Annotated in this window: 29 protein-coding genes and 1 pseudogene; 8 read left to right on the forward strand and 22 right to left on the reverse strand. The window is 65.6% G+C overall.

Going from position 1 to position 22,373, the window contains the following annotated elements:
• Positions 1 to 40: 40 nt before the first annotated feature.
• The 4 genes from QOL79_RS03450 to QOL79_RS03465 all read right to left on the reverse strand — a co-directional run bounded on the left by QOL79_RS03450 (position 41) and on the right by QOL79_RS03465 (position 3,507).
• Positions 41 to 1,012 (reverse strand): NAD(P)H-dependent flavin oxidoreductase, encoded by a 972-nt coding sequence (locus QOL79_RS03450; protein WP_283418624.1) that lies wholly within the window; start codon positions 1,010 to 1,012, stop codon positions 41 to 43.
• An 83-nt stretch (positions 1,013 to 1,095) separates the two neighbouring features.
• The gene (locus QOL79_RS03455) at positions 1,096 to 1,986 is read right to left on the reverse strand and encodes a carbon-nitrogen hydrolase family protein (RefSeq protein ID WP_283418625.1); all 891 of its coding nucleotides are present in this window, start codon (positions 1,984 to 1,986) and stop codon (positions 1,096 to 1,098) included.
• A 139-nt stretch (positions 1,987 to 2,125) separates the two neighbouring features.
• Entirely contained in the window at positions 2,126 to 2,620 is a 495-nt protein-coding gene (locus tag QOL79_RS03460) for a hypothetical protein (RefSeq protein ID WP_283418626.1), read from the reverse strand.
• Between the two features lie 59 nt (positions 2,621 to 2,679).
• Positions 2,680 to 3,507, reverse strand: coding sequence for an alpha/beta fold hydrolase (locus QOL79_RS03465; RefSeq protein ID WP_283418627.1), 828 nt, complete (start codon positions 3,505 to 3,507; stop codon positions 2,680 to 2,682).
• A gap of 139 nt (positions 3,508 to 3,646) precedes the next feature.
• Between QOL79_RS03465 and QOL79_RS03470 the strand changes: the two genes are divergently transcribed.
• Both QOL79_RS03470 and QOL79_RS03475 read left to right on the forward strand, forming a co-directional pair.
• Positions 3,647 to 4,657: a GlxA family transcriptional regulator gene (locus QOL79_RS03470; RefSeq protein WP_283418628.1), complete on the forward strand. Its 1,011-nt coding sequence runs from the start codon at positions 3,647 to 3,649 to the stop codon at positions 4,655 to 4,657.
• Positions 4,654 to 5,247 carry an SRPBCC family protein gene (locus QOL79_RS03475; RefSeq protein WP_283418629.1) on the forward strand — a complete coding sequence of 198 codons (594 nt, stop codon included), beginning with the start codon at positions 4,654 to 4,656 and terminating at the stop codon, positions 5,245 to 5,247. The genes QOL79_RS03470 and QOL79_RS03475 overlap by 4 nt, the downstream gene beginning before the upstream one ends.
• 1 nt (position 5,248) lies before the next feature.
• Here the strand turns inward: QOL79_RS03475 and QOL79_RS03480 are convergent, their stop codons facing one another.
• The 3 genes from QOL79_RS03480 to QOL79_RS03490 all read right to left on the reverse strand — a co-directional run bounded on the left by QOL79_RS03480 (position 5,249) and on the right by QOL79_RS03490 (position 7,186).
• Positions 5,249 to 6,043 (reverse strand): arylamine N-acetyltransferase family protein, encoded by a 795-nt coding sequence (locus QOL79_RS03480; protein WP_283418630.1) that lies wholly within the window; start codon positions 6,041 to 6,043, stop codon positions 5,249 to 5,251.
• On the reverse strand, positions 6,040 to 6,495 hold the full coding sequence (locus QOL79_RS03485) for a nuclear transport factor 2 family protein (protein ID WP_283418631.1): 456 nt from the start codon (positions 6,493 to 6,495) through the stop codon (positions 6,040 to 6,042). The genes QOL79_RS03480 and QOL79_RS03485 overlap by 4 nt, the downstream gene beginning before the upstream one ends.
• Positions 6,496 to 6,562: 67 nt before the next feature.
• Positions 6,563 to 7,186 carry a TetR/AcrR family transcriptional regulator gene (locus QOL79_RS03490; protein WP_283418632.1) on the reverse strand — a complete coding sequence of 208 codons (624 nt, stop codon included), beginning with the start codon at positions 7,184 to 7,186 and terminating at the stop codon, positions 6,563 to 6,565.
• A gap of 80 nt (positions 7,187 to 7,266) precedes the next feature.
• Here QOL79_RS03490 and QOL79_RS03495 point away from each other — a divergent pair, with 80 nt between their 5' ends.
• Positions 7,267 to 7,944 carry a DUF6445 family protein gene (locus QOL79_RS03495; RefSeq protein WP_283418633.1) on the forward strand — a complete coding sequence of 226 codons (678 nt, stop codon included), beginning with the start codon at positions 7,267 to 7,269 and terminating at the stop codon, positions 7,942 to 7,944.
• Between the two features lie 9 nt (positions 7,945 to 7,953).
• On the opposite strand, the gene QOL79_RS03500 is transcribed toward QOL79_RS03495, so the two are convergent.
• From QOL79_RS03500 to QOL79_RS03525, 6 genes are all read right to left on the reverse strand, one after another.
• Positions 7,954 to 8,148, reverse strand: a complete 195-nt coding sequence (locus QOL79_RS03500; protein ID WP_058457548.1) for a hypothetical protein — start codon at positions 8,146 to 8,148, stop codon at positions 7,954 to 7,956.
• A gap of 27 nt (positions 8,149 to 8,175) precedes the next feature.
• Positions 8,176 to 8,319 carry a hypothetical protein gene (locus tag QOL79_RS03505; RefSeq protein WP_156416554.1) on the reverse strand — a complete coding sequence of 48 codons (144 nt, stop codon included), beginning with the start codon at positions 8,317 to 8,319 and terminating at the stop codon, positions 8,176 to 8,178.
• A gap of 139 nt (positions 8,320 to 8,458) precedes the next feature.
• On the reverse strand, positions 8,459 to 8,722 hold the full coding sequence (infA, locus tag QOL79_RS03510) for a translation initiation factor IF-1 (protein ID WP_058457547.1): 264 nt from the start codon (positions 8,720 to 8,722) through the stop codon (positions 8,459 to 8,461).
• Positions 8,723 to 8,724: 2 nt separating this feature from the next.
• Positions 8,725 to 8,931, reverse strand: coding sequence for a cold-shock protein (locus tag QOL79_RS03515; RefSeq protein ID WP_058457546.1), 207 nt, complete (start codon positions 8,929 to 8,931; stop codon positions 8,725 to 8,727).
• Positions 8,932 to 9,235: 304 nt separating this feature from the next.
• Positions 9,236 to 10,168 carry a hypothetical protein gene (locus tag QOL79_RS03520; protein ID WP_283418634.1) on the reverse strand — a complete coding sequence of 311 codons (933 nt, stop codon included), beginning with the start codon at positions 10,166 to 10,168 and terminating at the stop codon, positions 9,236 to 9,238.
• Positions 10,169 to 10,370: 202 nt separating this feature from the next.
• Positions 10,371 to 10,859, reverse strand: a complete 489-nt coding sequence (locus tag QOL79_RS03525) for a hypothetical protein (RefSeq protein ID WP_204993088.1) — start codon at positions 10,857 to 10,859, stop codon at positions 10,371 to 10,373.
• A gap of 509 nt (positions 10,860 to 11,368) precedes the next feature.
• Between QOL79_RS03525 and QOL79_RS03530 the strand changes: the two genes are divergently transcribed.
• Entirely contained in the window at positions 11,369 to 11,758 is a 390-nt protein-coding gene (locus QOL79_RS03530; protein ID WP_283418635.1) for an endonuclease domain-containing protein, read from the forward strand.
• A 222-nt stretch (positions 11,759 to 11,980) separates the two neighbouring features.
• Here QOL79_RS03530 and QOL79_RS03535 read toward each other — a convergent pair.
• The 7 genes and pseudogenes from QOL79_RS03535 to QOL79_RS03565 form a co-directional block, all read right to left on the reverse strand.
• Positions 11,981 to 12,226, reverse strand: a pseudogene (locus QOL79_RS03535) (alpha-isopropylmalate synthase regulatory domain-containing protein); the annotation flags it as partial.
• A 14-nt stretch (positions 12,227 to 12,240) separates the two neighbouring features.
• Positions 12,241 to 12,450 (reverse strand): hypothetical protein, encoded by a 210-nt coding sequence (locus tag QOL79_RS03540; protein ID WP_349252316.1) that lies wholly within the window; start codon positions 12,448 to 12,450, stop codon positions 12,241 to 12,243.
• 8 nt (positions 12,451 to 12,458) lie between these two features.
• Positions 12,459 to 12,767, reverse strand: a complete 309-nt coding sequence (locus QOL79_RS03545) for an antitoxin Xre/MbcA/ParS toxin-binding domain-containing protein (RefSeq protein WP_283418636.1) — start codon at positions 12,765 to 12,767, stop codon at positions 12,459 to 12,461.
• A 127-nt stretch (positions 12,768 to 12,894) separates the two neighbouring features.
• On the reverse strand, positions 12,895 to 14,559 hold the full coding sequence (gene leuA, locus QOL79_RS03550; protein WP_283418637.1) for a 2-isopropylmalate synthase: 1,665 nt from the start codon (positions 14,557 to 14,559) through the stop codon (positions 12,895 to 12,897).
• 278 nt (positions 14,560 to 14,837) lie between these two features.
• On the reverse strand, positions 14,838 to 15,212 hold the full coding sequence (locus QOL79_RS03555) for a hypothetical protein (protein WP_283418638.1): 375 nt from the start codon (positions 15,210 to 15,212) through the stop codon (positions 14,838 to 14,840).
• Positions 15,213 to 15,279: 67 nt separating this feature from the next.
• Positions 15,280 to 15,768 (reverse strand): rhodanese-like domain-containing protein, encoded by a 489-nt coding sequence (locus tag QOL79_RS03560; protein WP_058454135.1) that lies wholly within the window; start codon positions 15,766 to 15,768, stop codon positions 15,280 to 15,282.
• A 115-nt stretch (positions 15,769 to 15,883) separates the two neighbouring features.
• A complete protein-coding gene (locus tag QOL79_RS03565) occupies positions 15,884 to 16,288 on the reverse strand; it encodes a hypothetical protein (protein ID WP_058454169.1) in 405 nt (134 codons plus the stop codon).
• Positions 16,289 to 16,427: 139 nt separating this feature from the next.
• On the opposite strand from QOL79_RS03565, the gene QOL79_RS03570 reads away from it, so the two are divergent.
• Positions 16,428 to 16,913, forward strand: coding sequence for a YHS domain-containing (seleno)protein (locus tag QOL79_RS03570; RefSeq protein ID WP_058454134.1), 486 nt, complete (start codon positions 16,428 to 16,430; stop codon positions 16,911 to 16,913).
• Positions 16,914 to 16,940: 27 nt separating this feature from the next.
• On the opposite strand, the gene QOL79_RS03575 is transcribed toward QOL79_RS03570, so the two are convergent.
• Positions 16,941 to 17,333: a hypothetical protein gene (locus QOL79_RS03575; protein ID WP_283418639.1), complete on the reverse strand. Its 393-nt coding sequence runs from the start codon at positions 17,331 to 17,333 to the stop codon at positions 16,941 to 16,943.
• 124 nt (positions 17,334 to 17,457) lie between these two features.
• Positions 17,458 to 17,937 (reverse strand): hypothetical protein, encoded by a 480-nt coding sequence (locus QOL79_RS03580; protein ID WP_283418640.1) that lies wholly within the window; start codon positions 17,935 to 17,937, stop codon positions 17,458 to 17,460.
• Positions 17,938 to 18,836: 899 nt separating this feature from the next.
• On the opposite strand from QOL79_RS03580, the gene QOL79_RS03585 reads away from it, so the two are divergent.
• From QOL79_RS03585 to QOL79_RS03595, 3 genes are all read left to right on the forward strand, one after another.
• Complete coding sequence (locus QOL79_RS03585) at positions 18,837 to 19,451, forward strand: hypothetical protein (RefSeq protein ID WP_283418641.1); 615 nt, start codon at positions 18,837 to 18,839, stop codon at positions 19,449 to 19,451.
• 296 nt (positions 19,452 to 19,747) lie between these two features.
• Positions 19,748 to 20,638: an OmpA family protein gene (locus QOL79_RS03590; protein ID WP_283418642.1), complete on the forward strand. Its 891-nt coding sequence runs from the start codon at positions 19,748 to 19,750 to the stop codon at positions 20,636 to 20,638.
• A 389-nt stretch (positions 20,639 to 21,027) separates the two neighbouring features.
• Positions 21,028 to 22,302, forward strand: coding sequence for a glycosyltransferase family 4 protein (locus tag QOL79_RS03595; RefSeq protein ID WP_283418643.1), 1,275 nt, complete (start codon positions 21,028 to 21,030; stop codon positions 22,300 to 22,302).
• Positions 22,303 to 22,373 lie beyond the last annotated feature (71 nt).

Raw genomic sequence — 22,373 nt, forward strand, 5'->3', positions numbered from 1 at the left:
CACCCCTAGGCCGTCATCGCCGACAGATCGGCGGCGGGGCTCAAAGGCGCACCTTCGCTTCGAGTTCGCGGCGGGCGGCGAGGTATTGCGCCTCGAGTTCGGCGACGAATTCAGCGACCGGGCGGACCGCGGAGACCGAACCGATACCCTGTCCCGAACCCCAGATGTCCTTCCATGCCTTCGCCTTGGTGTTGCCACCCGAACCGAAGTTCATCGTCTTGAGGTCGCCCTCGGGCAGGTTGTCGGGGTCCATGCCTGCAGCGACGATCGACTGGCGAAGATAATTGCCGTGGACGCCGGTAAAGAGGTTCGAATAGACGATGTCGGCCGCGCGGCCCTCGACGATGCCGTTTTTGTAGCCCGGATCGGCGTTGGCTTCGGCGGTGGCGATGAAGGCGCTGCCGATATAGGCTAGGTCGGCACCGCACGCCTGCGCGGCGAGGATCGAGCGGCCGTGGCCGATCGCGCCCGAGAGCGCGACGGGGCCGTCGAACCATTCGCGGATTTCCTGCACCAGCGCGAAGGGCGACTGGCGGCCGGCGTGGCCGCCCGCGCCCGCGGCGACGGGGATCAGGCCGTCGGCGCCCTTTTCGACGGCCTTGCGCGCGAAGCGGTCGTCGATGACGTCATGCAGCGTGATGCCGCCCCAGCTGTGGACTGCCTGATTGAGTTCCTCGCGCGCGCCAAGCGAGGTGATCGTGATCGGCACCTTCCACTTGGCGCAGGTCGCGATATCCTGTTCGAGCCGGTCGTTCGATTTGTGGACGATCTGGTTGACCGCATAGGGCGCCGAGAGGCGATCGGGGTTGTCGCGGTCCCATGCGCCAAGTTCCTCGGTGATCTGGTGGAGCCATTCGTCGAGCAGCGACTGAGGGCGCGCGTTCAATGCAGGGAAACTTCCGACGACGCCGGCCTTGCACTGGGCGATGACGAGTTCGGGTCCCGACACGATGAACAGCGGCGAGCCGATGACAGGCAGGCGCAGGCGGTCGAAGATCGGGGGAAGGCTCATGAATCACACTCTCCGGTTGCGGTTTGAAACTTACCTTAACGTAAAGGGAAGGTCGCGCAAGAGCGGATGCGCTGGCGTTATCGCTAGCTCCAGTCGACGCGATAGAGATCGAGGCGGCGGTCGGCGAGGTTGCGGACGGCGCCGTTGGTGCGGGCTTGGCGCAGGTCGGCGAGCGAGAGGTCGGCGATCGCCATGCCTTCGCTGTTCGGCGTGACCTCGGCGGCGATGCCGTCGCGGGCGAAGGGCATGTCCGAAGGGGTCAGGATCGCGCTTTCGGCGTGGTGGATGTCCATGTTGAAGACGTTGGGCAGATTGCCGGTGACGCCTGCGGTCACGACATAGCATTGGTTTTCGACCGCACGCGCGGCGCAGCAGTAGCGGACGCGAAGGTGCCCGCGGCGGTCGTCGGTGCAATAGGGGACGAAGAGGATTTCGGCGCCCTGGTCGATCAGGCGGCGGGGTAGTTCGGGAAACTCGCTGTCGTAGCAGATCATGACGCCGACGGGGCCGCAGTCGGTTTCGATCACGTCGGCGTCGCGCGCGGTGCCGCCTTCGATGCCCCATGCCTCGCGCTCGGACGGCGTGGGGTGGAGCTTGTCCCGGTAGTGGATGCTGCCGTCGCGCAGGAAGATATGGCAGCGATTGCGCGTCGCGCCGGTGTCGATGCGAACGGGGTGCGAACCACCTATGATGTTGATGCGATATTGCTGCGCGAGCCCGGACATGAAGGCGGTGAAGCGCGGGGTGAGGGCGTCGATCGCGGCGATCGCTTCGGAGGCTGGAAGGCGCTCGCCCGACGAAAGCAATTGCATCGCGAAGAGTTCGGGGAAGGTGATGAAGTCGCAGCCATAGTCGGCGGCGGAGAGGACGAAATATTCGGCCTGGCGCTCGAAATCTTCGGGGCCGGAAATTCCGCGGAGGCCGTATTGGACGGCGGCGACGCGAACTTTGTCGGGGTGGGTGGTTGCGGTCATGGCGGGGCTTCTAGGGCAAGTCGCCCGCCAAATGAAATAGTCCGTGCTCCCGCGAAGGCGGGAGCCCACCTCCAGTCGGCGCCAGTCCGAACCGGCGGGAGATGGGTCCCCGCCTGCGCGGGGACACACGGCCCTCCATTCAGGCTGTCGCGCGTTTGCGGCTCGCCCTGAAGGCGAAATAACCGAGGCCAATCATCAGGATCAGCAGCGCGCCCTGTGCCGCCGCGAACGGCGGTTCATTGCCGTTGGGAGCGAGCGCGTTGAGCGCGGGCACCTTCAGGAACGACTGGACGACGAGCACGAAGAGGTTGAGCCACAGGCCGATCGTGGCGGTGATGGCGTAGATCGCCGCGGCGCGCCCGGCGAGCTTGCGGCCGTACCAGGCCCACAGAGCGACCGCGAGGATCAGCGTCGAGAAGATGCCAACCCCTAGCGCCGGGGTGAAGGCGACGATGGGAAAGAGGAAACCCGTCAGGCTGGTGAGCAGCGTGAACCAGAGAAAGATGACGTTCGTGCGCGGCAGGATGCGGCCGCGGGCGAAGGCGGGGAGGGCGATCAGCCCGGCGATGATGCCGACGAAACTGATCAGCACGTGCAGCGTGGTGAACTGCGGGATGGTCAAACCGAGGATCATGGCACGTCTCCTTTGGAAAGAGAGGAGGCGCGGTTGGGGGAACCCGCGCCTCCGGTGTATCAGCCGTTGATGAAGTCGAGAAGGTCGGCGTTGAACCGGTCCTGATGGGTGACAGTCAGGCCGTGGTCGGCGCCTTCGTATATCTTCAGCACTGCATGCTTGACGATCTTGATGGTCGAACGGGCCGAGGCGTCGACGGGAACGATCTGGTCGTCGTCACCGTGGAGGACGAGGGTCGGCTTGTCGAAACGCTTGAGATCCTCGTTGAAGTCGCTTTCCGAAAAGGCGCGGATGCTGTCGAGCAGGCCCTTGAGGCCGCCGTTCATGCCCTGGCGAACGAAGTCGTCGCGGACCGCTTCGCTGATCACGGCGCCTTCGCGGTTGTAGCCGTAGAAGGGGAGGGTCAGGTCCTTGAAAAACTGCGGACGATTGTCGAAAGTGCCCTTGCGGATGCCGTCGAAGACGTCGAGCGGCAGTCCGATCGGATTCGCTTCGGTCTTGAGCATCAGCGGGGGGACGGCGCCGATCAGCGCGATCTTGGCGACACGGGTCGTGCCATGGCGGCCGATATAGCGGGTGACTTCGCCGCCGCCGGTCGAGTGGCCGACGAGGATGACGTCTTTCAGATCGAGCTGTTCGATCAGTTCGGCGAGATCGTCGGCATACTGGTCCATATTGTTGTTGTCCCAGACCTGGTCCGAGCGGCCGTGGCTGCGGCGGTCGTGGGCGATCGTGCGGAAGCCCTGATTGGCGAAGAAGACCAACTGGGCGTCCCAGGCGTCGGCGCTGAGCGGCCAGCCGTGCGAGAAGATGATCGGCTGTCCATCCTTCGGACCCCAGTCCTTGTAGAAGATGTGCGTGCCGTCGGTGGTGGTGATCGTGGTCATGTCGTGGTTCCTTTCGCTTCGTGAGGGGCGGGTCGTCCGCCGGTGAAAGGAGAGATAGACGCCGCTTCGCTTGCGCAGGATTGGCGGACGCGACAATATGCGGGCCGATTCCGACAAACGATCGATTGGGGGAGCCGCCATGCCCAGATTGAAGGTACCCGACGCGCCGCCGGCGCTCGTCGAGGTCGGGATCGTCCTTTATCCCGAATGCCAGACCGGCATGGTCCTCGGGATCACCGACCTGTTCCATATCGCCGGGCGTTTCGCGGTCGATCATGGCCGCGCGCCTGTCCGGGTCAGCCACTGGCGGTTGCAGGACGGCGGCGGCTTTGCGCGCTGCTTCGACAGCCACCCCGACGAGCCGGGCGGCAATTCGCCCGCGGTGCTGATCACGCCGGGGAGCCTGCACAAGCTGCTCGAGGCCGAGGAGGTCGCGCCTTATGCGCGCTGGCTGCTCGATCGGCATGCGCAGGGCACGGTCCTCGCGTCGAATTGCGGCGGGGCCTTTGCGTTGGCGGCGACGGGGCTGCTCGCCGGTCGGCCGGCGACGACGCACTGGTTCTTTGCCGAGGCGTTTCGCGAGCGCTTCCCCGATGTGCGGATGGAGGCGGACCGGATGGTGGTCGACGACGGTGACATCATCACCGCGGGCGGGCTGATGGCGTGGACCGACCTCGGCCTGCGCATCGTCGAGCGGCTGCTGGGGCCGTCGGTGATGATGGAGACCGCCCACTTCCTGCTGATCGACCCGTCGGGGCGCGAGCAGAAGAATTATGCCAGCTTCGCGCCGAAGCTGACCCATGGCGACGAGGCGATTTTGAAAGTGCAGCACTGGCTTCAGGCGAAAGGCGCGGGGCCGGTCGCGGTCGCCGAGATGGCCGGCGAAGCGGGGATGGAGGAGCGGACTTTCCAGCGCCGCTTCAAGGCGGCCACCGGCATGACCCCGGTCGAATATGTCCAGCATATCCGTGTCGGCAAGGCGCGCGAGCTGCTGGAGTTCACGCGGCGCACGGTCGACCAGATCGCGTGGAGCGTCGGCTATGAGGATGCCGCCGCCTTTCGCAAGCTGTTTCACCGTATCACCGGCCTGTCGCCGCAGGATTATCGCCAGCGCTTCTCGGCGCCGACCCCGCTGGCGGACGTCGCATGATGCGCCCGCTGGCTCTGGCCGCGCTGCTGCTCGCCGCCGCTCCCGTTGCGGGGCAGGAGCCGCCGGTCACGGTGGCCGCCGCTCCCGAACCGGTCGAGACGGCTACGAAGGCCGAGGCCGATGGCACGGCGACGTTGACGCATTCGCTGGTCGTCGCCGCGCCGCCCGACGCGGCCTGGACCGCCGTTTCGACCCCCGAGGGTTGGAAGCGCTGGGCGGCGCCGCTCGCGCGCTGGGCGGAGGGCGAGAGCGACATATTGGAGACGAGCTATAACCCCGACGAGCTTCCCGGCGGGCCGGGGGCGATCTGGCAGCGGTTCGTCGCGGCGATCCCGGGACGTTTGCTGGTGTTCCGCACGATCAAGGCGCCCGACGAATTCCCGCACTGGGAGGATTACAAGCAGGTGACTTCCTTCCTGGAACTCGAGCCGGTTGGCGATGGAACGCGTGTACGGCTGACGTCGACCGGGTATCCGGACAATGAGGGTGGGCGGGCGCTGCTGTCTCTCTTTGCCAGGGGCAATGCGGCGACGCTCGACGCGCTGCGCCAGTCGTTGGCCCGGCCGGCGGCGGAAACGCCAGCGCCCTGATCTATCCGAGCCGCGCCCAGATCGCGGCGGCGTCGGCCGGATCGAGCCCGAAGCCGTCGCGGAGTGCAGCGGCATAGTCGGCCTGCTCGGCCAGCTCGCGCCGTTCGGTGCCGTCGGCATTTGTGCGCATCAACGCGGGGCCGACAAGCGAGTCGAGACCGTGGGGGCCGTAGCGCTGAATCACCACATTCTGGCGGAAGGGCGAGCCGGGGTCCGACTGGAGCCAATCGCACGCCCCCTCCAGCAGCGCCTCGTCGCGGACATCGGGGGAGAAGTCGAAGCTGGGCGGCAGCACATCGGGCTGGTTGTGAAAGCGCCACCAGCCGTACGCCAAAGGTCGCAGCCCGAAGGTCGCATGGCGCTGGACATAATCGCCCTCGGCAAAGGGGATCGGTTCGACCAGCCCCGAACCGAGCCCGACGTCGGCGAGATAATCGCGATCGAGATGGACGATGAGCAGGAGGTGGTTGCCGATGGCATTGTCGCCGAGCTGTTCGCGCATCACCCCCGCCGCGAGGCGCGTCACCGAAAAGCCGATCGCCTCGAGCATCCAGCCGAACAGCCCGTTCATCTCGTAACACCACCCGCCGCGGCCGCCGGTGACGATCTTGTCGAACGCGGCGCGCGGATCGCGGGTCGTCGGGCGGCCGAGGAAGCAGTCGATGCACTCCCACGCGATGCTCTCGACATGCGCGCGGTGGAGCGCGGTCAGCGTTTCGAGATCGGGGCGCACGTCGCCCACGAAGCCGATGCGCGCCAGATAGGCGGCGAGGTGGTCGGGCGTCGCGCCGGTCATGCCGCGACCTTGTCGCGCGTCCCGACGCCGAGCTGCGCCTGGATCGCGGCGAGGTCGCACCAGACCTGTTCGCTGCGGATCAGGTCGCCCTCGAATTCGAAGACGTGGAGCATGCGGAAGGTCACGCTGCCGGTGCGACCGTCGCAGAGGAAGATCGAACCGTCGATCACGCGCCCCTGCCACAGCACCTCGTCAACGACGAAATCGGGGCCGTAGAGGCGGCGCACCGGCGTGACCTGCTCACCAGCGAGTGCGTCGAACAGACGGCGGTAGAAGGCGCGCGCAGCGTCGCGGCCGCGGATCGGGCCGACGGGCGAGGGAACGACGTGGTGCGCGGCGTCGGGGGTCAGGCTGGCGACGACGGCGTCGACATCGTCGGTCGCCTCATAGCGGAAATGATCGTCGATGAGCTGGTCGATACGCTCTTGGGTGAGGGCGGAGGTGGGACTCATGGCACAATTCTCCTGGGGCGATGGCGCGTATATATTGAGACTATAGTCTCATGTAAAGATAAATATCTCACTCTCTCGCATTGAGCGCCGCGGCGAGCAGCGCTTCCGCCGCCCAAGCCAGCGTCGCGCGCGCCTCGTCATCGTCGGCACGGCAGACATCCTTCATCACGACGAGCGGCTCGATCCCCATCGTCAGCGCGAGCGCGGCGTGCAGCCGCTGCGCCTGCGCGGTCGGCAGCGCCGCGAGTTCGGGGGCAAGTGCGGTCGCGATCCAACGCATCCGCCGGCCCTCGCGGATGTCGCGCGCCGTCTCGCCCTTTTCGCGCGCGGTGAACCAGGCGTCGAGATAGGCACGCAGCGCGGCGCGCATCGCGGCTTCCTCGGCGATCGCCATGTCGAGGAAGCCGGTCTGTAGCTTCAGCAGGTGCGCGCGGGCGTCGTCGCCGGGCGCGCGATCGAGCAGCGCCTCGACCGCGTCGGCGGGGCCGTGCGCCGCCGCCTCGACGAGCAGCGCGTCCTGTGTCGGGAAATAGCGGTAGGCGGTCGCGCGCGACACTTTCGCCGCCGCCGCCGCCTCGGGGACGGTCGGGCGAACGCCGGTGCCGAGCAGCTTGATCGCCGCCTCGACAATCGCGCTGCGGGTGCGCTGCTTCTGGTTGGCGCGCGGGTCGTGTCCGGGTGAGATCGTCATTTCGCCATGATACACCTGTCTCTCGATTCGCCAAGCCGCACCGACTGGCTCTTGTCCCGTCCCGTCTCTATGGTCCGCCCATGACAGCGACGACGGTCCGGATCGGGAGTATCGGCGCGGAGGCGCAGCCGATCGCGATCCTCGACGTTTTCGCGCCCGATCCCGGCGCCTTGCGCGGCTTTGCCGCCGGGGCGGCGTTCGAGCCCGCACACAATCATTATCCCGGCGTCCGCGCCGCCTTGCCCGACACCTATCTCGCCGCCGCGCTTCCGGTCATCGTCGCCGCGGTCGCCGATGCGTTTGGGCGGCGCGGCGCGGTCGAGGTGATCGACGCGAGCTTTTCGATCGTCTCGACGCCGCCCGGGGCGCTGACGGTGCCGCAGCGGCTGCCGCACGTCGACGCCTTCGGGGCCGACCGCATCGCGCTGGTCCATTATCTCGACCCGGCGGGCGGCGACGGCACCGCCTTTTTCCGCCATCGTGCCACCGGGTTCGAGACGGTGACCGAGGCGCGGCGCGAGCTGTTCTTTCGTCACCTCGACACCGAGCTGCGCTATGGCGGACCACCGCCGCCGGGCTATGTCGCCGGCGACACGCCGCTGTTCGAATGCATCCGGACCGAGCCCGGTACCTATAATCGGGCGCTGCTCTATCCGAGCTGGAACCTGCACAGCGGGGCGATTTCGCCCGGTGCGGCGCTGTCGGCGGACCCGCGGCGCGGGCGGCTGACGGTCACCGCCTTCCTGTCGATCGGCTGAGGCGCCGGGTCAGATCTTCGCGGCCGCGACGGCCGCTTCCCTTTCGGCGCGCAGTTTCTCGGAATGGAGCAGCTTGTCGGCCATCGCCTGCCACGCCGCGGCGGCGCGCAGGTTGCGGTCGCGGACCTGGGTCAGCGGCGAGGCCTTGGCCTCTTCCGAACATTTGCCCGCCTGCGTCAGGTAGAAATCGATGGTGGCCGACATGGCTGCTTCCTCAAGGTTGAAGGTCGATCAATCGACCATATCGGCGATCAGACGCCTGAGCTCGCGGCGCGACAGCGTCGGGCGGCGGCGGCGCGACGGGCTGGCCGTCTGTGCCTTGCCGGCCAGCGACAGCGCGGGCAGAGCGGGAAAAATCGAATTTGCATTAAACATAGTCATCATCTTTATCTTTGATTTTACGTATTTTATTGTGGGAAGCCCGCGCCGTATGCGCCGACCCCCGGTCCGAGCCCGCGCCGCTTGCGCTGGCGCTCTGGGTCAGAGCCCGCGCCGCTTGCGCTGGCGCTCCGGTTCAGAGCCCGCGCCGCTTGCGCTGGCTGGGGGGAACCGGCCCGCCGCCGCGTTCGCGGTAGACGAGGCGGCCCTTGCTGAGGTCATAGGGCGTCATCTCGACGCGCACGGCGTCGCCGACGACCGACCGGATGCGGAAACGCCGCATCCGGCCCGCCGTATAGACGATCACCCGATGACCATTTTCGAGCACGACGCCGAAGCGTCCGTCGGGCAGGATCTCGTCGATCTGCCCCTCGAAAGTCATCAGTTCCTCTTTGGCCAAAATCAGGCCGACTGGAGGTTGATCGCCGAGACCTTGCCGTTGCGGCCGGTTTCGAGGTCGTAGGAGACGCGCTGCTCCTTCTGGAGCGTGTCCATGCCCGCGGCCTGGACCGCGGTGATGTGGACGAAGCTGTCGCCCGAGCCGTCTTCATTTTCGATGAAGCCGTAGCCCTTGTCGGAGTTGAAGAATTTTACGGTGCCGATGGCCATTGGGTGTTTCCTTTCACGAGAAACGGGAATCCACCGGCAAAAGCACCGGCGGAGCTGGTAGCGTGTGAAGGGAAGAGTCTGCCCCAAGGGGCCGTCAAATTCCGTCGCATGCGACGTTAGCCTTGCCGATATGGGCGGTTTTTCCTGAAAAGTCAAGGTTGGGGGATTTCGCGCCATTCCGAACCCCGGTCATCCCCGCGCAAGCGGGGGCCCGGTGGCGACATCCCGATACAGCGCTGCCGCGCCGTTCCACCCGCTTCGCCGGGTTCCCGCCTTCGCGGGGATGACGAAGTAGCGGGGACACTCAACCGCTCGCGCTTTTGCGGACCTTTCCGCCTTCGGGCGCCGGGTCGTTGGCGGGGGCGGGAAGCGCGAAGAAGGTGCGGCGCGCGGCTTCGCCGGCCTGGCGCAGCGGGGTGACCTCGGCCATGCGCCGCACCTCATAGAGTTCGAGTTCGTCGTCGTCGAGTTCGCGGGCGTAGGCGGGGTCGCCGAACTGCCCATCCTCATAGCCGTAGAAGCCCTCGGGCGGCGGGAAGTCGGTGCGCCACTCGCCGGCGCGGTCGTCGAACCAGACGGTCATCGCCGCGGCGGCCTCTTCGGGCGTTTCGGGGGTTTGCCCATCCTCGCCGAAATCGCCGTAATTCTGCGCAACTTCACTCGCGATTGCATCGTCGGGGCAGAGGGCGGCGAGCGGGTTGGCGCGGTTGTCGCGGCCGGCGAGCCAGAGCGCGAGCGCGGCGTTGTGGCCCTCGGCATCCTTGTTGTCGCTGTCGATATCGAAGAGCGACAGGAAGCCCGGCCAGTCGCCGGCGATGATCTGCGCCAGCATCTCCTCGCCCGCCTGCGCCCGGGTTTCGACCATCTTGTCGAGCCGCGCGAGCATCGCGAGGCCGAGGCGCGATTCGATGCGGCGGCGTTTGGTGAAGCTGCGGTCGTCCTCGCGCGTGACGGTCGTGATCTCGTCATGCCCCCAGATCGCGCGGTCGAGCAGCTCGTCGGCGAGCCGGGAGCGCGCGATCAGGATGGCCGCCGCCCAGCCGAGCCGGAACGCCGCGCCCTGCGGCTTGTGCCGAAGGTCGTAAGTCGCGCGCGGCGACATGCCGACCGACATGCTGGCGATCTTCACCGACCCGGTGGTCGCCAGGCTCTCCAGGAACGCGCGCTGGAGTGCGGGCGTCCAGTGATAGCTGCCGGGGGCGGGGATGTCGGCGGGATTGAGGATGGCGTCGTCCATCGATTCGTCCTTTCGGTTGGGTGAAACCGACAGAATGAACCATATGGGTGAAATGTAGGAAAGGGGCATTTTATTGAGGCTGGTAGAGTTTTCAGCTTGCAGTTAAGATTGGTCTCAAAGTTTGGGACGAGCGAAAGCCTGCGCTAATGCGCTTTGACCCTCTCTTCACTACGGGGCGGTGGAGCGGATTTTGGAGGCCTCGCTAGTCGGCGGTGGCTTTAATGTCGCGGAGCGTGCGGGTGACGGCTAGGCAGTAGCCCGCGAAAACCTCGCGCCGCTCCAATGGCCATTCACCAAGGTCACTCAGAAGCTCATTGTATGTTGCCGATAACGCAGGATGCGATAGGTCGAGCGGCATTGATCGATGGGCAAAGGCGTTTCGCACGCGCCGTATCAGATCTAGCTTGCGCTCAACCCCGCCATCATAAACGCCATTCCCCTTGAGCGCCCTGCCGAGTTTAATCTTAGCATCGAACGTTGCGAAGGGCGCCATTGGCCCGTCAAACCATGCAGAGATTTCTTCCGCCGTAAGATGCGTTAGGCTTCGCCGTAGGGCGTGCTCCAAGGACTGCTCGACCATCGCGCTTGCCATTATGACGGTTCCCCTGTCGAGTTCCGCGCTTGCATGAGTGCGAAACTCGTTGAGGTATTCGTCGGAGGGAATTTCGTTCGTGAGGTCTTGGAGTGACATTCTCTTTTTTCCCCTCGCGGCCTCGTGCGCTGCCCGATCTTTGCCGGGGCTGGGGCTTCCCGTTCCCTGCCGTTTTGGGCTAGGCTTATTCTTGTGACTATCAGCCAAGACTTTCCTCCTGACGAGCGTCCCAGTGAGGCGGCAACGCACGCGTCAGCTTGTGTGTGTTCCAACTGCAAGACAGCGGCTTTTCAAAAGCCAATCAAGGAAATTTAGACCAGACTGCGATAGAGATACTTCCTCGGTTGATGTCTCTGAGTAAGTCCGGCGGCAGCTGACTAGCCCCTCCACCACTCGCTGCGCGAGTGGTCCCCCTCCCCATGCCTGCGGCACTGGGAGGATTTTGTTTGGGGATTGGTCCGGGGTGGAGGGGGTTGGGGTTTTGATTTCCTCCCTGTCGCGTAGCGATGGGGAGGGGGACCACCCGTAGGGTGGTGGAGGGGCGGCGAGCGTAGCGAGCGCTGCGCGCTTGGCCCCTCCGTCAGCCGCTTTGCGGCTGCCACCTCCCCATGGCTTCGCCACAGGGAGGATTTGGGTGGGAGGGTTGGGTGCGGCAGACTGCTAAGACGACGGTTCGGCGGGCGCGGGGGTTGCGGCGGGAGATGTCGCCGCCGGAGGTGTTGCTGTGGCAGCGGCTGCGCTTGCGGCCGGGTGGGGTGAAGTTTCGGCGGCAGCATCCGGTCGGGGTTTATGTGGCGGATTTTTACGCGGCCGAGGCGAAGATGATCGTCGAGGTGGATGGGGTGGCGCATGATTTTCGGGTGGAGCGCGATGCGGTGCGGGATGAATGGCTCAGGGGGCGGGGGTTTGTTGTGGTTCGGGTGGCGGCGGTGGATGTGTTGAAGGATGTCGAGGCGGTGGTGGACGGGTTGGTTCGGGTGATTTTGGCTTCGCGGTAGGGGCCCCTCCACCGCGCCCGTCTGGCGCGGTCCCCCTCCCCATCGCTTCGCGACAGGGAGGATTCTGCGCTCGCTTCGCATCGCGTTCCTCCCTGCGCCCGCAGGGCATGGGGAGGGGGACCGCCCGAAGGGGGGTGGAGGGGCGGCGACGGTGCGTTTTGGCCCCTCCGTCAGCGCTTCGCGCTGCCACCTCCCCATGACCTTCGGCCACGGGGAGGAGTTTTACGCGCCGTTGGCGGCGCTCAGGATCGCCCGCACGCTCGCCGTTGCCACGTCGGTATCCAGCCCGCACCCGAACAGGCTCTTCCCGTCCGCGGTGCGGCATTCGACGTAGGCGGCGGCCTGCACATTGCTGCCCTGGCCGATCGCGTGCTCGCTGTAATCGACGATATCCATCACCGGGCCGCCGCTTTCGCTCAAGGCAGCGATGACGCTCGACATCAGGCCGTTGCCGCGGCCGCTGACGCTGTGCGGGGCGCGGCCTATTTGCCCGGCGGACGATAGAAGCGATAGCGGGTGACCGCCCCTTCGATCAGGTGGCCGGCGAGGCGCAGGCGGATTTCGTCGGCGCCCGCGCCGGTGGTGCAGACGAGGTGCGTGCCGCCCGACGGCAGCGGTTCGATCGCGCTGACGCTGATCCCCGCGGCGGTGCAGAGCGCGTTCACCTCGCTTTCGGGCAAAGCGAGGTTCATCGCGCGGCTCATCCGGCGGCCGGGTCCGGCGACCAGGCGTGAATGGCGGCAGCGACGCGCGCATAACCCTCGGCACTGGCGGTCGCGAGCGCGAGCGGGCGGCCGCCGAGTGTGGGATTTTCGACGTTGAGGAATGCCACTGCCGCGTCGCGGCCGCCCATCGTCAGATAGGCAAGGCTGCTGATGTCGCCCTGACGTCGCGCATCGTCGCGCGGCAGCGGGGTGCGTTTGGGGCGAAACAGGCGGCTGGAGTACGATTTTGCCGGGGCGAGAGCGGGGGCGGGGGTGGCGGAATCGGGGTCGGGTTTGCTGCTCATCGGCGCGGCTCCTCTTGCGTAAGCGGGAGCGCCAAGCGTCTCTCAGTCGCGGTGGCCTACGAAAAAACGTCTGCCGCGATAATGACATATGGGGTCGCGGGGGGCGGATTGTAAGGCCGCCCCCGAATTACGCCCCATTCGCGGCGCTGAGGATCGCCCGCACGCTCGCCGTCGCGACGTCGGTGTCGAGCCCGCAGCCGAACAGGCTCTTGCCGTCCGCCGTGCGGCATTCGACATAGGCGGCGGCCTGCACATTGCTGCCCTGGCCGATCGCGTGCTCGCTGTAGTCGACGATGTCCATCACGGGGCCGCCGCTTTCGCTGAGCGCGGCGATGACGCTCGACATCAGGCCGTTGCCGCGGCCGCTGACGCTGCGCGGGGTGCCGTCGATGGTGAGCTTGCCGGCGAAGATGCGGTCGGCGCCCGAGTGGGTTTCGGACCAGTCGACGAGCTGGAAGCGTTTGGCTTCGGTGGTCAGATATTGGCGCTCGAAGGCGTGCCAGATGTCCTCGGCGCCGAGTTCGCGGCTCGTCTCGTCTGCCAGCGCCTGGACGACATGGCTGAAGCTCGCCTGCATCTTCTTGGGCAGTTTCAGACCCTTGTCCTGTTCGAGCACCCAGGCGACGCCGCCCTTGCCCGACTGGCTGTTGACGCGGATCACCGCTTCGTAGCTGCGGCCGAGGTCGGCGGGGTCGATGGGCAGATAGGGGACTTCCCAGCGCTCGTCATTCTGGCGCTCGCGCGCGGCGAAGCCCTTCTTGATCGCGTCCTGATGGCTGCCCGAGAAGGCGGTGTAAACGAGCTCGCCGCCATAGGGGTGGCGCGGGTGGACGGGCAGGTTGTTGCAATATTCGACCGTCTGGATGACCTCGTCGATGTTCGAGAAGTCGAGCTGTGGGTCGACGCCCTGCGTGTACATGTTGAGCGCGATGGTGACGAGGCAGGTGTTGCCGGTGCGCTCGCCATTGCCGAACAGGCAGCCCTCGACGCGGTCGGCGCCCGCGAGCAGGCCGAGCTCGGCCGCGGCGACGCCGGTGCCGCGGTCGTTGTGGGTGTGCAAGGATATGATCGCGCGGTCGCGGTTCGGGAGGTTCTTGCAGAAATATTCGATCTGGTCGGCGTAGATGTTCGCCGTCGAGGCCTCGACCGTCGCGGGGAGGTTGAGGATGATCGGGTTTTCGGGCGTGGGCTGCAGGATCTGCATCACCGCCTCGCAGCATTCGATGCTGAAATCGAGCTCGGCGGTCGAGAAGGTTTCGGGGCTGTACTGGAAGCGCCAGTTCGTTTGCGGCAGGCGCGCGGCGTTGTCGCGGAGCTGCTTGGCGCCCTCGACCGCGATGCCCTTGATCTCGGGCATTTCCATGCCGAAGACGATGCGGCGCCACGCGGGGCTGACCGCGTTATAGACGTGGACGATCGCGGTCTTCGCGCCCTCGAGGCTGTCGAAGCTGGTGCGGATGAGGTCGGCGCGGCTTTGCGTCAGCACCTGCGGGGTGACGCCCTCCGGGATGCGGCCGCCGCGGACGAGGCCCTGGATATAGTCGAAGTCGGTCGCGCCGCTGGCGGGAAAGCCGACCTCGATCTCCTTGAACCCGCATTTGACGAGCAGGTCGAAGAAGCGGGTCTTTTTCTCGGCATCCATCGGGTCGATCAGCGACTGGTTGCCGTCGCGAAGGTCGGTCGAGAGCCAGATCGGGGCTTTGGTGGTGACGCGGCCGGGCCATTCGCGGTGGCTCAAGGGAACCTGCGGGAAGGCGCTGTACTTGACCGAGGGGTCGGTGAGCATGGTCATGGGGTGTAAACTTCTTCTGCCGGGTTGGTGTCGCTTGTCGATCGGACCCTTGAGCGGGTGGCCGCGACTAGCGCGCAGCCAGTGTCACGCCCAAGGGCGTGTAAGTCGCAGAAGAAGAAGGGCGTTGCCGCGCATGGCCGTCGCAATGATGCAAAATGTCGCGCTTGGCAAGAGGCAGGTGCCTAAAATTTCGCGGCAGACCGCAGCGGGTCAGAAAATGTCGCCGGGCCGCGAAGGGGCCTTCGCGGCCCGGCGAAGTGCAGGGGGAGGGTAATTCTTCAGGCGGCTTCGCTCTCGTCCTCGCCGTCTTCGTCCCACGGTTCGAAGACCTCATCCTCGAGCATATTGTCGACCGCGTGGACGCGGACGCCGATGCACCAGTCCTCGAGCGGGCCTTCCCAGGCGGCCTCGACCTCGGTCAGCGCGTCGGCCGCCGCGTCGCCAGAAGCATCATGGGGCGGGCGGTCGCCGACCAGGTCGAAATCCTGAACGCCGTCCTCAGGCGGGGTGATATAGACATGGGGTTCGAGGCGGACGCTGGTCCAGCCGGCGGTGGGGGCGAGGCCTTCGACCTCTACGACCAGCAGCGGGCTGTCCTCGTCGCCGTCGATGCCGGCGTTGAGTTCGACGATCTCGCGTACCAATTCGCTCATCGGGAGACTCCTTGCGAACAGGGAAAGGCAAGGCCCTGTTAGCGGAGTCGTGTGACAGATTGGGGGCTTAGCCCTTTACCCAGCCGACGGCCGGATCGCCCATGTCGATCACGTCCGCAAGCTCCCAGACGTTGGGATAGCCGTAGCCGACGAGGTTGATGAAGGTCTGGATATTGAGCGCGAGCGGCGCCGCCTTCATGCGGACGGGAGCGGCGTCGTTGCGGAAATTATTGTTGCAGTAGATGAGGATCGGGCGGTCGGGGTTGGCGCCGATCACCGCCGCGAGGCTCTCCGCGGTGAAATCGGTGAGCGGCAGGTTCACCGCGCCCGCGATGTGGCCCGCGGCAAAGGCGTCCTTCGAGCGCGCGTCGAGGAGGAGGGTGCCGGGCTTTGCGGCCTCGGCCTTGAAGGCGTCGAACTTGAGGAGGCGCGTCGCGCGCTGCGGCGCGACGCTGGCGGTGAGCGTCTGGAACGCGGGATAGTCGATCTGGGGATTGGCCTGCGCCAGCGCAGGGGTGGCGATGAACGCCGCGGCAACCAGCAAGGCTTTGCGCATGATATCCTCCCTTGAACGGGGACGTTATGCGCGCGCCTTGCTGGCTCTGCGATGAATGGGGATGCCCCTCTGGATGCCGACGAGCGCGCTGGAAACGCCGGGCCTCGGGCGCGCGTCAGGGCGTTCCGGCGCGCCGTGCCTCGAACCATTGGCGCAGCGCGGCGGCGGCGCAGCCGGTGAAGCCGTAACTGCCGACGGGCGAGCAGCTGTCGGGGCGCGTCTGGCGCGCGATGGCGTCATAGCCCTCGACCTTCGACGCCCACGAGCCGCCGCCGGCGGGCGCCTCTTCGTCCTGATGGCGGAGATCCTTGGGGACGCGGTAGCGGTCCGATTCGGGCTGCTGCGCGCAGACGACGATCTCGTCGCCCGTCGTCTCGGGACAGGGATCGTCGCCATAGGTGTAGAGGATCGAGGTTTTTTGCGGCGGCGAGCCGGTCTGCGCGAGATCGTCGTCCTGCGCATGCGCGGGGACGGCGAGCGCCGCGAAAGCGACAAGCAGATAGAGGGCAGGTGTCTTCATCGCGCGCATTCCCTGATCCCCTTGAAATAGGGATTACCACGCGAAGATGAACCCCCGCCGAACCGGCGCGCGCCAGACCCGTGTAACCGGGCGCGATTTCGGGGCGAACCGGGGACGAAACCAGATCGGAGTCCGTCCCATGAAAAAACATGTCCTGTTCGCGCTGCTCGCGGCGGCGGCGCTGCCGCTGTCGGCGGCGGTGTTCACCCCCTATGCGTGGGCCAAGCCCGTCTATGTCGGGGTCGAGGGCGGCCATATTGCGGTCAGCGGCTATGACGCCGTCAGCTATTTCGAAGGCGACGGCGTGCCGGTGAAGGGCGACGCCGCCTTTGCCGTCGAGCATGACGGCGCTGTCTATCATTTCGCGAGCGCGGCGCATGCCGCGACGTTCAAGGCCGATCCCGCCGCCTTCGCGCCGCAATATGGCGGCCATTGTTCGTGGGCGATGTCGCGCGGCTATCTCGCGCCGGGCGATCCGCTGGCCTATGCCGTGGTCGACGGGAAGCTGTACCTGAATTTCAATCAGGAGGTGAAGGCGAAGTGGGACGAGGACCGCGCCGGCTTCATCGCCGCGGCGGAAAAGAATTGGGCGGTGATCCCCGACGACGCGAAATTCGGGGGGTAGGGGCAGGTTCGGGGTGGGGAGCGGACATTATTCGGCGGCGGGCAGTTCCGACCCGCAAAGGCTGTCGATAGAGCTTTTTAGTGCACGCGCTGTATCGCCGCTGGAAACACGATCGGCGTGTTCGCGCAGCCGTTCAAGGTCCGATAAGCCGCAAGGTCGATCGAACGCATAGAGCACCGGCAAAGCTTGGGACAGTTCTGCGGAGCCGCCTCGTAGTGCACGTCCAACAACGTATTGCCACGCAGGATCCCCAAGCGCGGCAACATCTTCGGCCAGGATGGGGCGGCGCGGCGTTCGGGATTCAAGCACCCTTACGTAAAGGTCATACCTCTCCGGCAGTGCCAAGGATTTTGCGTTGGCGTGAAGCGCCTCATCGGAGACCGTCGCATATGGGTTCGTTTCGCACGCGGCGACCGTCAACAATATAACGAACAAGGGATTCCGACGCATGCCGAAACCCTACGCGAAGTTGGGCCCGACGGCTATCGGTCGATACCCGACGGTTCGGCAACCAGCGATGCAAATAGGGAGAAACGCTTAAGGCTCAACCCGGCGGGACGTTACTGCGCTCCTCGCAGCGGTGCACAGTGCCGTCCTTCTCGTTCACCGAAACGATCCGAAATATGACGGCCATGTGATCGGTGGGGATATCGTCGGGCGGGAAATCCAATATGCCGGCGTAACAGATTTGCCTCTTCGTTAAATCCGCAAGAGCAGATCGTACAGTCTCTGAGGTGGCGTTCTTCTCGAGAGCGAACACCAAATATGGCCTCCCAATATGGTTGCCCGTGTCTTGCGCCAGAAATTTGGAGAGATCGTTGATCCGACCTCCGGCGGCAAACCACTCTGCAGAATCCGATTGATACTTTGGAACATCATCAACTTTGTCGGCATAATGTGTCAGCAGCGTCATTTCCAAGGCATAGGTCGGACGCTCTTTGAAAACTCGCAACTGCGAGTAGGCTGCAAATGCCAATCCGATAGCGAATGCGATCGCGATTTTGCCTCTGTTAGCCTGCAACATGCATGCAGATTGACGACAAATTGGCATGTCCGCAATCGGTCGTTTTCTGCCATTCTGTCCAGATTGGCGATGAAGGGCGACTCTGGGGTGGGAAGCGGACTGAGGTGCGGCTAGTGTCGCCGGATGGTCGATGCGACATTTTGTTCAAGCGAGCCTTATAGGCGTCGGACATGGCTTCGACAGCACTTACCCTTTTGGGCGTTAGGGTTGGCGCCTAAGGGCGCAGATTGCGAACAGGCTGGCGGTATTCACGAATGGTATAACCATAATGACACGCAGTCAGCATGTTATCATTGCCGGACAAAGATTGACGGACGGCGTTGGTAGATCACGGCTGCAATCGGCCGTAAGCTGTCATTCGTCATCCAGGACTTGATTCGGGATCCACCGCAGCGCTGAAGTCATGGACCCCGGATCAAGTCCGGGGTGACGATGATGTAGCGATCCTCCCTGTCGCGAAGCGATGGGGAGGGGGACCGTCGCCGTAGGCGGTGGTGGAGGGGCGGCAACGTCGCGCCATTTGCCCCTCCGTCAGCGCTTCGCGCTGCCACCTCTCCATGGCTGCGCCACAAGGAGGAGCGAACGCCGGCTTCCGGTCGTTTTCAGGCCCTCGTCATGCCGGACTTGACCCGGCATTCATGATCCCGGCGGCTGCCGAATGCGCCGGGCTGTTCTGGCTGAATTCCGGCGAGTTGGTTGCTGCCCGAGATTGTCGAGTTGGCGTGCGGCGCCGATCTTGCCGGGTGCGCCCGCGATCGGGGGACCGGCTTTCGGCCCGTACCATTCCATCGGCTCGTCCCGCCACGGCAACGGTTCGGCGGATGCGGGGGTGTTTTCGGGCGCGCCCGCGCGTTGGTTGGACGATCCCAACTCAAAGCTTCCCAAGGAGAATGCTCGAAATGCGTAAATATGCAGGCCTGATTACCTCGCTCTCCCTTGCCCTCGCCGCGACGACCGGAACGGCCGCGCTGGCACAGGCGCAGGCGCAGGCTGGCGCTTCGGCCGTGAAACTCGATGTCGGCGCCAAAGTCTATGACTCGGCAGGCGTCGAGCTTGGCCCGATCGCGAGCAACGACGGCAGCGTCGTCGTGGTGGACTTCGGCGGCCGGAAGGCCGCGTTGCCGACCAACGCCTTTGCGCAGACCGACAAGGGCCTTGCCATCACCATCACCGCCGCGCAGTTGACCGCCGCGCTCGACAAGCAGGCGGCCGATGCCGCCGCCGCGCTCGAAACCGCGCTGGTTCCCGGCGCCGAAATCCGCGGCGTGACCGGCGTCTCGGTCGTCGGCAAGGTCAAGGCGACCGATGCCGAGGGCGTGATCGTCACGACCGACAAGGGCGAGGTGCGCCTGCCGCGCAAGGCTTTCTTCCTGACCGGCAAGGGTCTGGCGATGAGCTTTACAGCCGACCAGTTTGCCGCGGCCATCGCCGAAACGGCAACCACGCCGGCCGCGGCGGATACCGCCGCCGATGCCGCCCCCGCGAGCGAACCGGCGCCGACCCCGGCCGACTGATCGCGTCGCGGCGAACAGGAGAAAGTGCGGGAGCCATCCGGTTCCCGCGCTTTTTTTTTGGAGCGGACCCTTGCCGGCGCGCGTCGCGGTGCCGGGAAAGTTAGGGCATTGCTCTTATTGCAAAAAGCCGAATTCGAGGCGGAATTCCGCGCCTGGGACGGCGCCGGTGGTTGTCGGCTAGCCGTGCAAAGCGCCCGACGACCCGCGCAACCTTCGGCCATCCGGCGAGTATTCCTGTGCCAGAAGGGGTCATGCTGAACGCGCTTGCCCCTGCCACCCCGTTGAAGGAGTAGCTTATGGGTGCCGTTTCGAAGAGTTCAGGACTTGTTTTGACGCTGGCCATGCTGGCCGGCCCCGCCTCGGCGAGCCTCGCGGCGCAGGAGGCGCAGGATGCGCAGCCCGCGGGCAGCGGCGAAGCCGTTGCGACCGTCTATGCCCAGATCCCCCCGCTGTCGGAACTGACCGAAGGGCCGAAGCTCGAAGGCATGATCTCGGCGCGCAGCGGCAACCGGATGCAGGTGACGGCGGCCGACGGCACCAACACCGTCGTCTTCCTGAGCGAGAGCACCAAGGTCAAGGCGAATGGCGGCTTCCTGGGCCTCGGCAGCAGCAAGATGGCGGCGAACGCGCTGCTCAACGGGCTGCCCGTCACGGTGGAGACGCTGCAGTGGGACGGCGGGCTGGTCGCGAACCAGGTCGTGCTGAAGAGCAAGGATCTGCGCACCGCGAACATGATCCGTACCGGCACCGACCAGCGCTTTGCCGAACAGACTGCGGCGACCGAAGCGCTGCGCGGCCGCATGGGCGACATCGATAAATACAACATCAAGAGCACGATGAATGTGAACTTCGACACCGGCAAGGCCGTGCTGTCGGAGCAGGCGAAGGCCGATCTGTGCAACACCGCGAGCCAGGCCGAGGGCATGGACAATGCCCTGCTCCTCGTCGTCGGCTACACCGATTCGGTGGGCAGCGAGGAATATAACCAGGTCCTCAGCGAGAAGCGCGCCGGCCGCGTCGTGAACTATCTGCAGCAGGCGTGCGGCTGGAAGCCCTATCGCATGCTGACCCCGACCGGGATGGCCGAGGCCGACCCGACCGCGGACAACAGCACCCCCGAAGGCAAGGCGCAGAACCGCCGCGTCGCGGTGAACGTGCTGGTCAGCAAGGGCCTCGACGGCCTGTAAGGCGCGCGTCGCCGCGATACGAAAGGCGCGGGAGGCATCGCTTCCCGCGCCTTTTTCGTGCGCGGGCGCGGGGCGTGGTTGGCGATGGCATGAAAAGCATCCGGGGGGCGGGGCCTTTCGGCCGCTCCGCCCCCCGTTTGCGTCGGGGGCAAGTGGGGATTTCCGGAGTGGGGGCAGGGGACATCAGGGACCAGACCGATGTCCCCCACCGCTCCATTGAGCGGAACACTCGGGAACGTCTGATACCATACAAGGCGCGTGCCAATTTCCCGCTGCCTCGGATTTCGGCGGGGGACGCTGGTTAGCGATTCCTTACCGGGGGGCGGGGGTGTCAAAAATCCCGACAGCTGGGCGCCATCCCATATTGGCTCAATTGCCCGAGGCGGGTGTTGGCACGGCTGCGCGACGAAGATAGACACTCCGCAATGAAAATTTTCTGCGCTCTCGGACCGGGCAACATCGTTGCAGACGCCATGCGCGATGGCGGCGTTCCGGCCGGCGTCACCGGCTATTCCTTTTCGCAGCAACTCCGCCGCCTGCTTGTCGCCCATGGTATCACTGGCGTCCTGGTCACCAGCAACCCCGACGCGGGGCGCGTCGAACAGGGCGGCCTGACCTTCCAAAACCTGCCGCGCCGGGGCGAGGGGGCGATCGGCCTCGGCTTCCATCTTTCGCGTATATGGTATGGCGTCCGGCTTGCTGTCTATGCACGGCGCATCGGGGCCGATTTGGCGATCATCGATTCCGGATCGACGCATTATTTCATGCTTACCCTGTTCAAGTTGCTCGGCATCCCGGTCGCGGTGAATTTTCACAACGTGCGCTGGCCGAACGGCTTCGAACCGCGGGGAACGCTTAAGACGCTTATCCGGAAGCTGGATTCGTGGTTCTTTCGCCATATTGCGGCCGGGGCGATGGGCTGCTCGCCCGAATGCGGCGTACAAGCCCGCTCCGACGGCGCCGCGCACCTGCGGTATTTCGGATGGACGTCGCAGTTCGCCGGGAGCGATCCCCATCCCGTCGATCCGTTCGCGGATCCCGCCTCGCCATTCAGGCTCCTGTTTTCGGGTCGTGTGGAACGGAGCAAAGGGGTATTTGATCTTCTCGCGATGGCGCAGGCGCTTCGCAATGCGCCGGGGCGCGCCGTATCGATCGAAGTTTGCGGGGACGGCGGGGCGCTGTCCGAGCTTCGCGCCGAGGTCGATCGGCTCGGTCTGGGAGACTGCGTTACGCTGCGCGGACGTCTCGAACGTGGCGAACTCGATGCTGCCTACCATAATTGCCACGCCCTCATCGTGCCGACCCGCGGCGACTTTTGCGAGGGTATGCCGCTGGTCTGCGCCGAAGCTGTGCTTACCGCCAAGCCCATCATCACCAGCAGGTTGTCCAATGCGCTCCCCGTGATCGGCGAATGTATCCTGGAAGCTGTGCCCGAGAATATTGACAGTTATCTTGCTGCGATCCGAACGCTGGCCGACGATTCCGTCACCTATGCTCGCCTCCAATCAGCGTGCGCCTCCGCTTCGGTCCAATTTACCGAACGATCGCTTGGATATGCCGCGGCGGTCGACCGATTGATCGCGAGCATCTTTTCGGCGCACGTTCCGCTGCACACCTATGACGCGCTCTACGACGTGAAGTCCGTCTCGAACGTCGCCGCCTAGAGTCAGCACCCTAGCGAGGGCATCTAATATCGTGCGAAGCGCCGGGTTTTCGCCGGGTGGTTCCGCGCGAT

This window comes from Sphingopyxis sp. Geo48 (assembly GCF_949769155.1).
GTDB lineage: Bacteria > Pseudomonadota > Alphaproteobacteria > Sphingomonadales > Sphingomonadaceae > Sphingopyxis.

Bases quoted from the DNA above. Each gene is read 5' to 3' on its own strand.
- QOL79_RS03450 (WP_283418624.1), bottom strand. From the start codon at position 1,012: ATGAGCCTTCCCCCGATCTTCGACCGCCTGCGCCTGCCTGTCATCGGC.
- QOL79_RS03455 (WP_283418625.1), bottom strand. From the start codon at position 1,986: ATGACCGCAACCACCCACCCCGACAAAGTTCGCGTCGCCGCCGTCCAA.
- QOL79_RS03460 (WP_283418626.1), bottom strand. From the start codon at position 2,620: ATGATCCTCGGTTTGACCATCCCGCAGTTCACCACGCTGCACGTGCTG.
- QOL79_RS03465 (WP_283418627.1), bottom strand. From the start codon at position 3,507: ATGACCACGATCACCACCACCGACGGCACGCACATCTTCTACAAGGAC.
- QOL79_RS03470 (WP_283418628.1), top strand. From the start codon at position 3,647: ATGCCCAGATTGAAGGTACCCGACGCGCCGCCGGCGCTCGTCGAGGTC.
- QOL79_RS03475 (WP_283418629.1), top strand. From the start codon at position 4,654: ATGATGCGCCCGCTGGCTCTGGCCGCGCTGCTGCTCGCCGCCGCTCCC.
- QOL79_RS03480 (WP_283418630.1), bottom strand. From the start codon at position 6,043: ATGACCGGCGCGACGCCCGACCACCTCGCCGCCTATCTGGCGCGCATC.
- QOL79_RS03485 (WP_283418631.1), bottom strand. From the start codon at position 6,495: ATGAGTCCCACCTCCGCCCTCACCCAAGAGCGTATCGACCAGCTCATC.
- QOL79_RS03490 (WP_283418632.1), bottom strand. From the start codon at position 7,186: ATGACGATCTCACCCGGACACGACCCGCGCGCCAACCAGAAGCAGCGC.
- QOL79_RS03495 (WP_283418633.1), top strand. From the start codon at position 7,267: ATGACAGCGACGACGGTCCGGATCGGGAGTATCGGCGCGGAGGCGCAG.
- QOL79_RS03500 (WP_058457548.1), bottom strand. From the start codon at position 8,148: ATGTCGGCCACCATCGATTTCTACCTGACGCAGGCGGGCAAATGTTCG.
- QOL79_RS03505 (WP_156416554.1), bottom strand. From the start codon at position 8,319: ATGTTTAATGCAAATTCGATTTTTCCCGCTCTGCCCGCGCTGTCGCTG.
- QOL79_RS03515 (WP_058457546.1), bottom strand. From the start codon at position 8,931: ATGGCCATCGGCACCGTAAAATTCTTCAACTCCGACAAGGGCTACGGC.
- QOL79_RS03520 (WP_283418634.1), bottom strand. From the start codon at position 10,168: ATGGACGACGCCATCCTCAATCCCGCCGACATCCCCGCCCCCGGCAGC.
- QOL79_RS03525 (WP_204993088.1), bottom strand. From the start codon at position 10,859: ATGTCACTCCAAGACCTCACGAACGAAATTCCCTCCGACGAATACCTC.
- QOL79_RS03530 (WP_283418635.1), top strand. From the start codon at position 11,369: ATGGCTTCGCCACAGGGAGGATTTGGGTGGGAGGGTTGGGTGCGGCAG.
- QOL79_RS03540 (WP_349252316.1), bottom strand. From the start codon at position 12,450: ATGAACCTCGCTTTGCCCGAAAGCGAGGTGAACGCGCTCTGCACCGCC.
- QOL79_RS03545 (WP_283418636.1), bottom strand. From the start codon at position 12,767: ATGAGCAGCAAACCCGACCCCGATTCCGCCACCCCCGCCCCCGCTCTC.
- leuA (WP_283418637.1), bottom strand. From the start codon at position 14,559: ATGACCATGCTCACCGACCCCTCGGTCAAGTACAGCGCCTTCCCGCAG.
- QOL79_RS03555 (WP_283418638.1), bottom strand. From the start codon at position 15,212: ATGAGCGAATTGGTACGCGAGATCGTCGAACTCAACGCCGGCATCGAC.
- QOL79_RS03560 (WP_058454135.1), bottom strand. From the start codon at position 15,768: ATGCGCAAAGCCTTGCTGGTTGCCGCGGCGTTCATCGCCACCCCTGCG.
- QOL79_RS03565 (WP_058454169.1), bottom strand. From the start codon at position 16,288: ATGAAGACACCTGCCCTCTATCTGCTTGTCGCTTTCGCGGCGCTCGCC.
- QOL79_RS03570 (WP_058454134.1), top strand. From the start codon at position 16,428: ATGAAAAAACATGTCCTGTTCGCGCTGCTCGCGGCGGCGGCGCTGCCG.
- QOL79_RS03580 (WP_283418640.1), bottom strand. From the start codon at position 17,937: ATGTTGCAGGCTAACAGAGGCAAAATCGCGATCGCATTCGCTATCGGA.
- QOL79_RS03585 (WP_283418641.1), top strand. From the start codon at position 18,837: ATGCGTAAATATGCAGGCCTGATTACCTCGCTCTCCCTTGCCCTCGCC.
- QOL79_RS03590 (WP_283418642.1), top strand. From the start codon at position 19,748: ATGGGTGCCGTTTCGAAGAGTTCAGGACTTGTTTTGACGCTGGCCATG.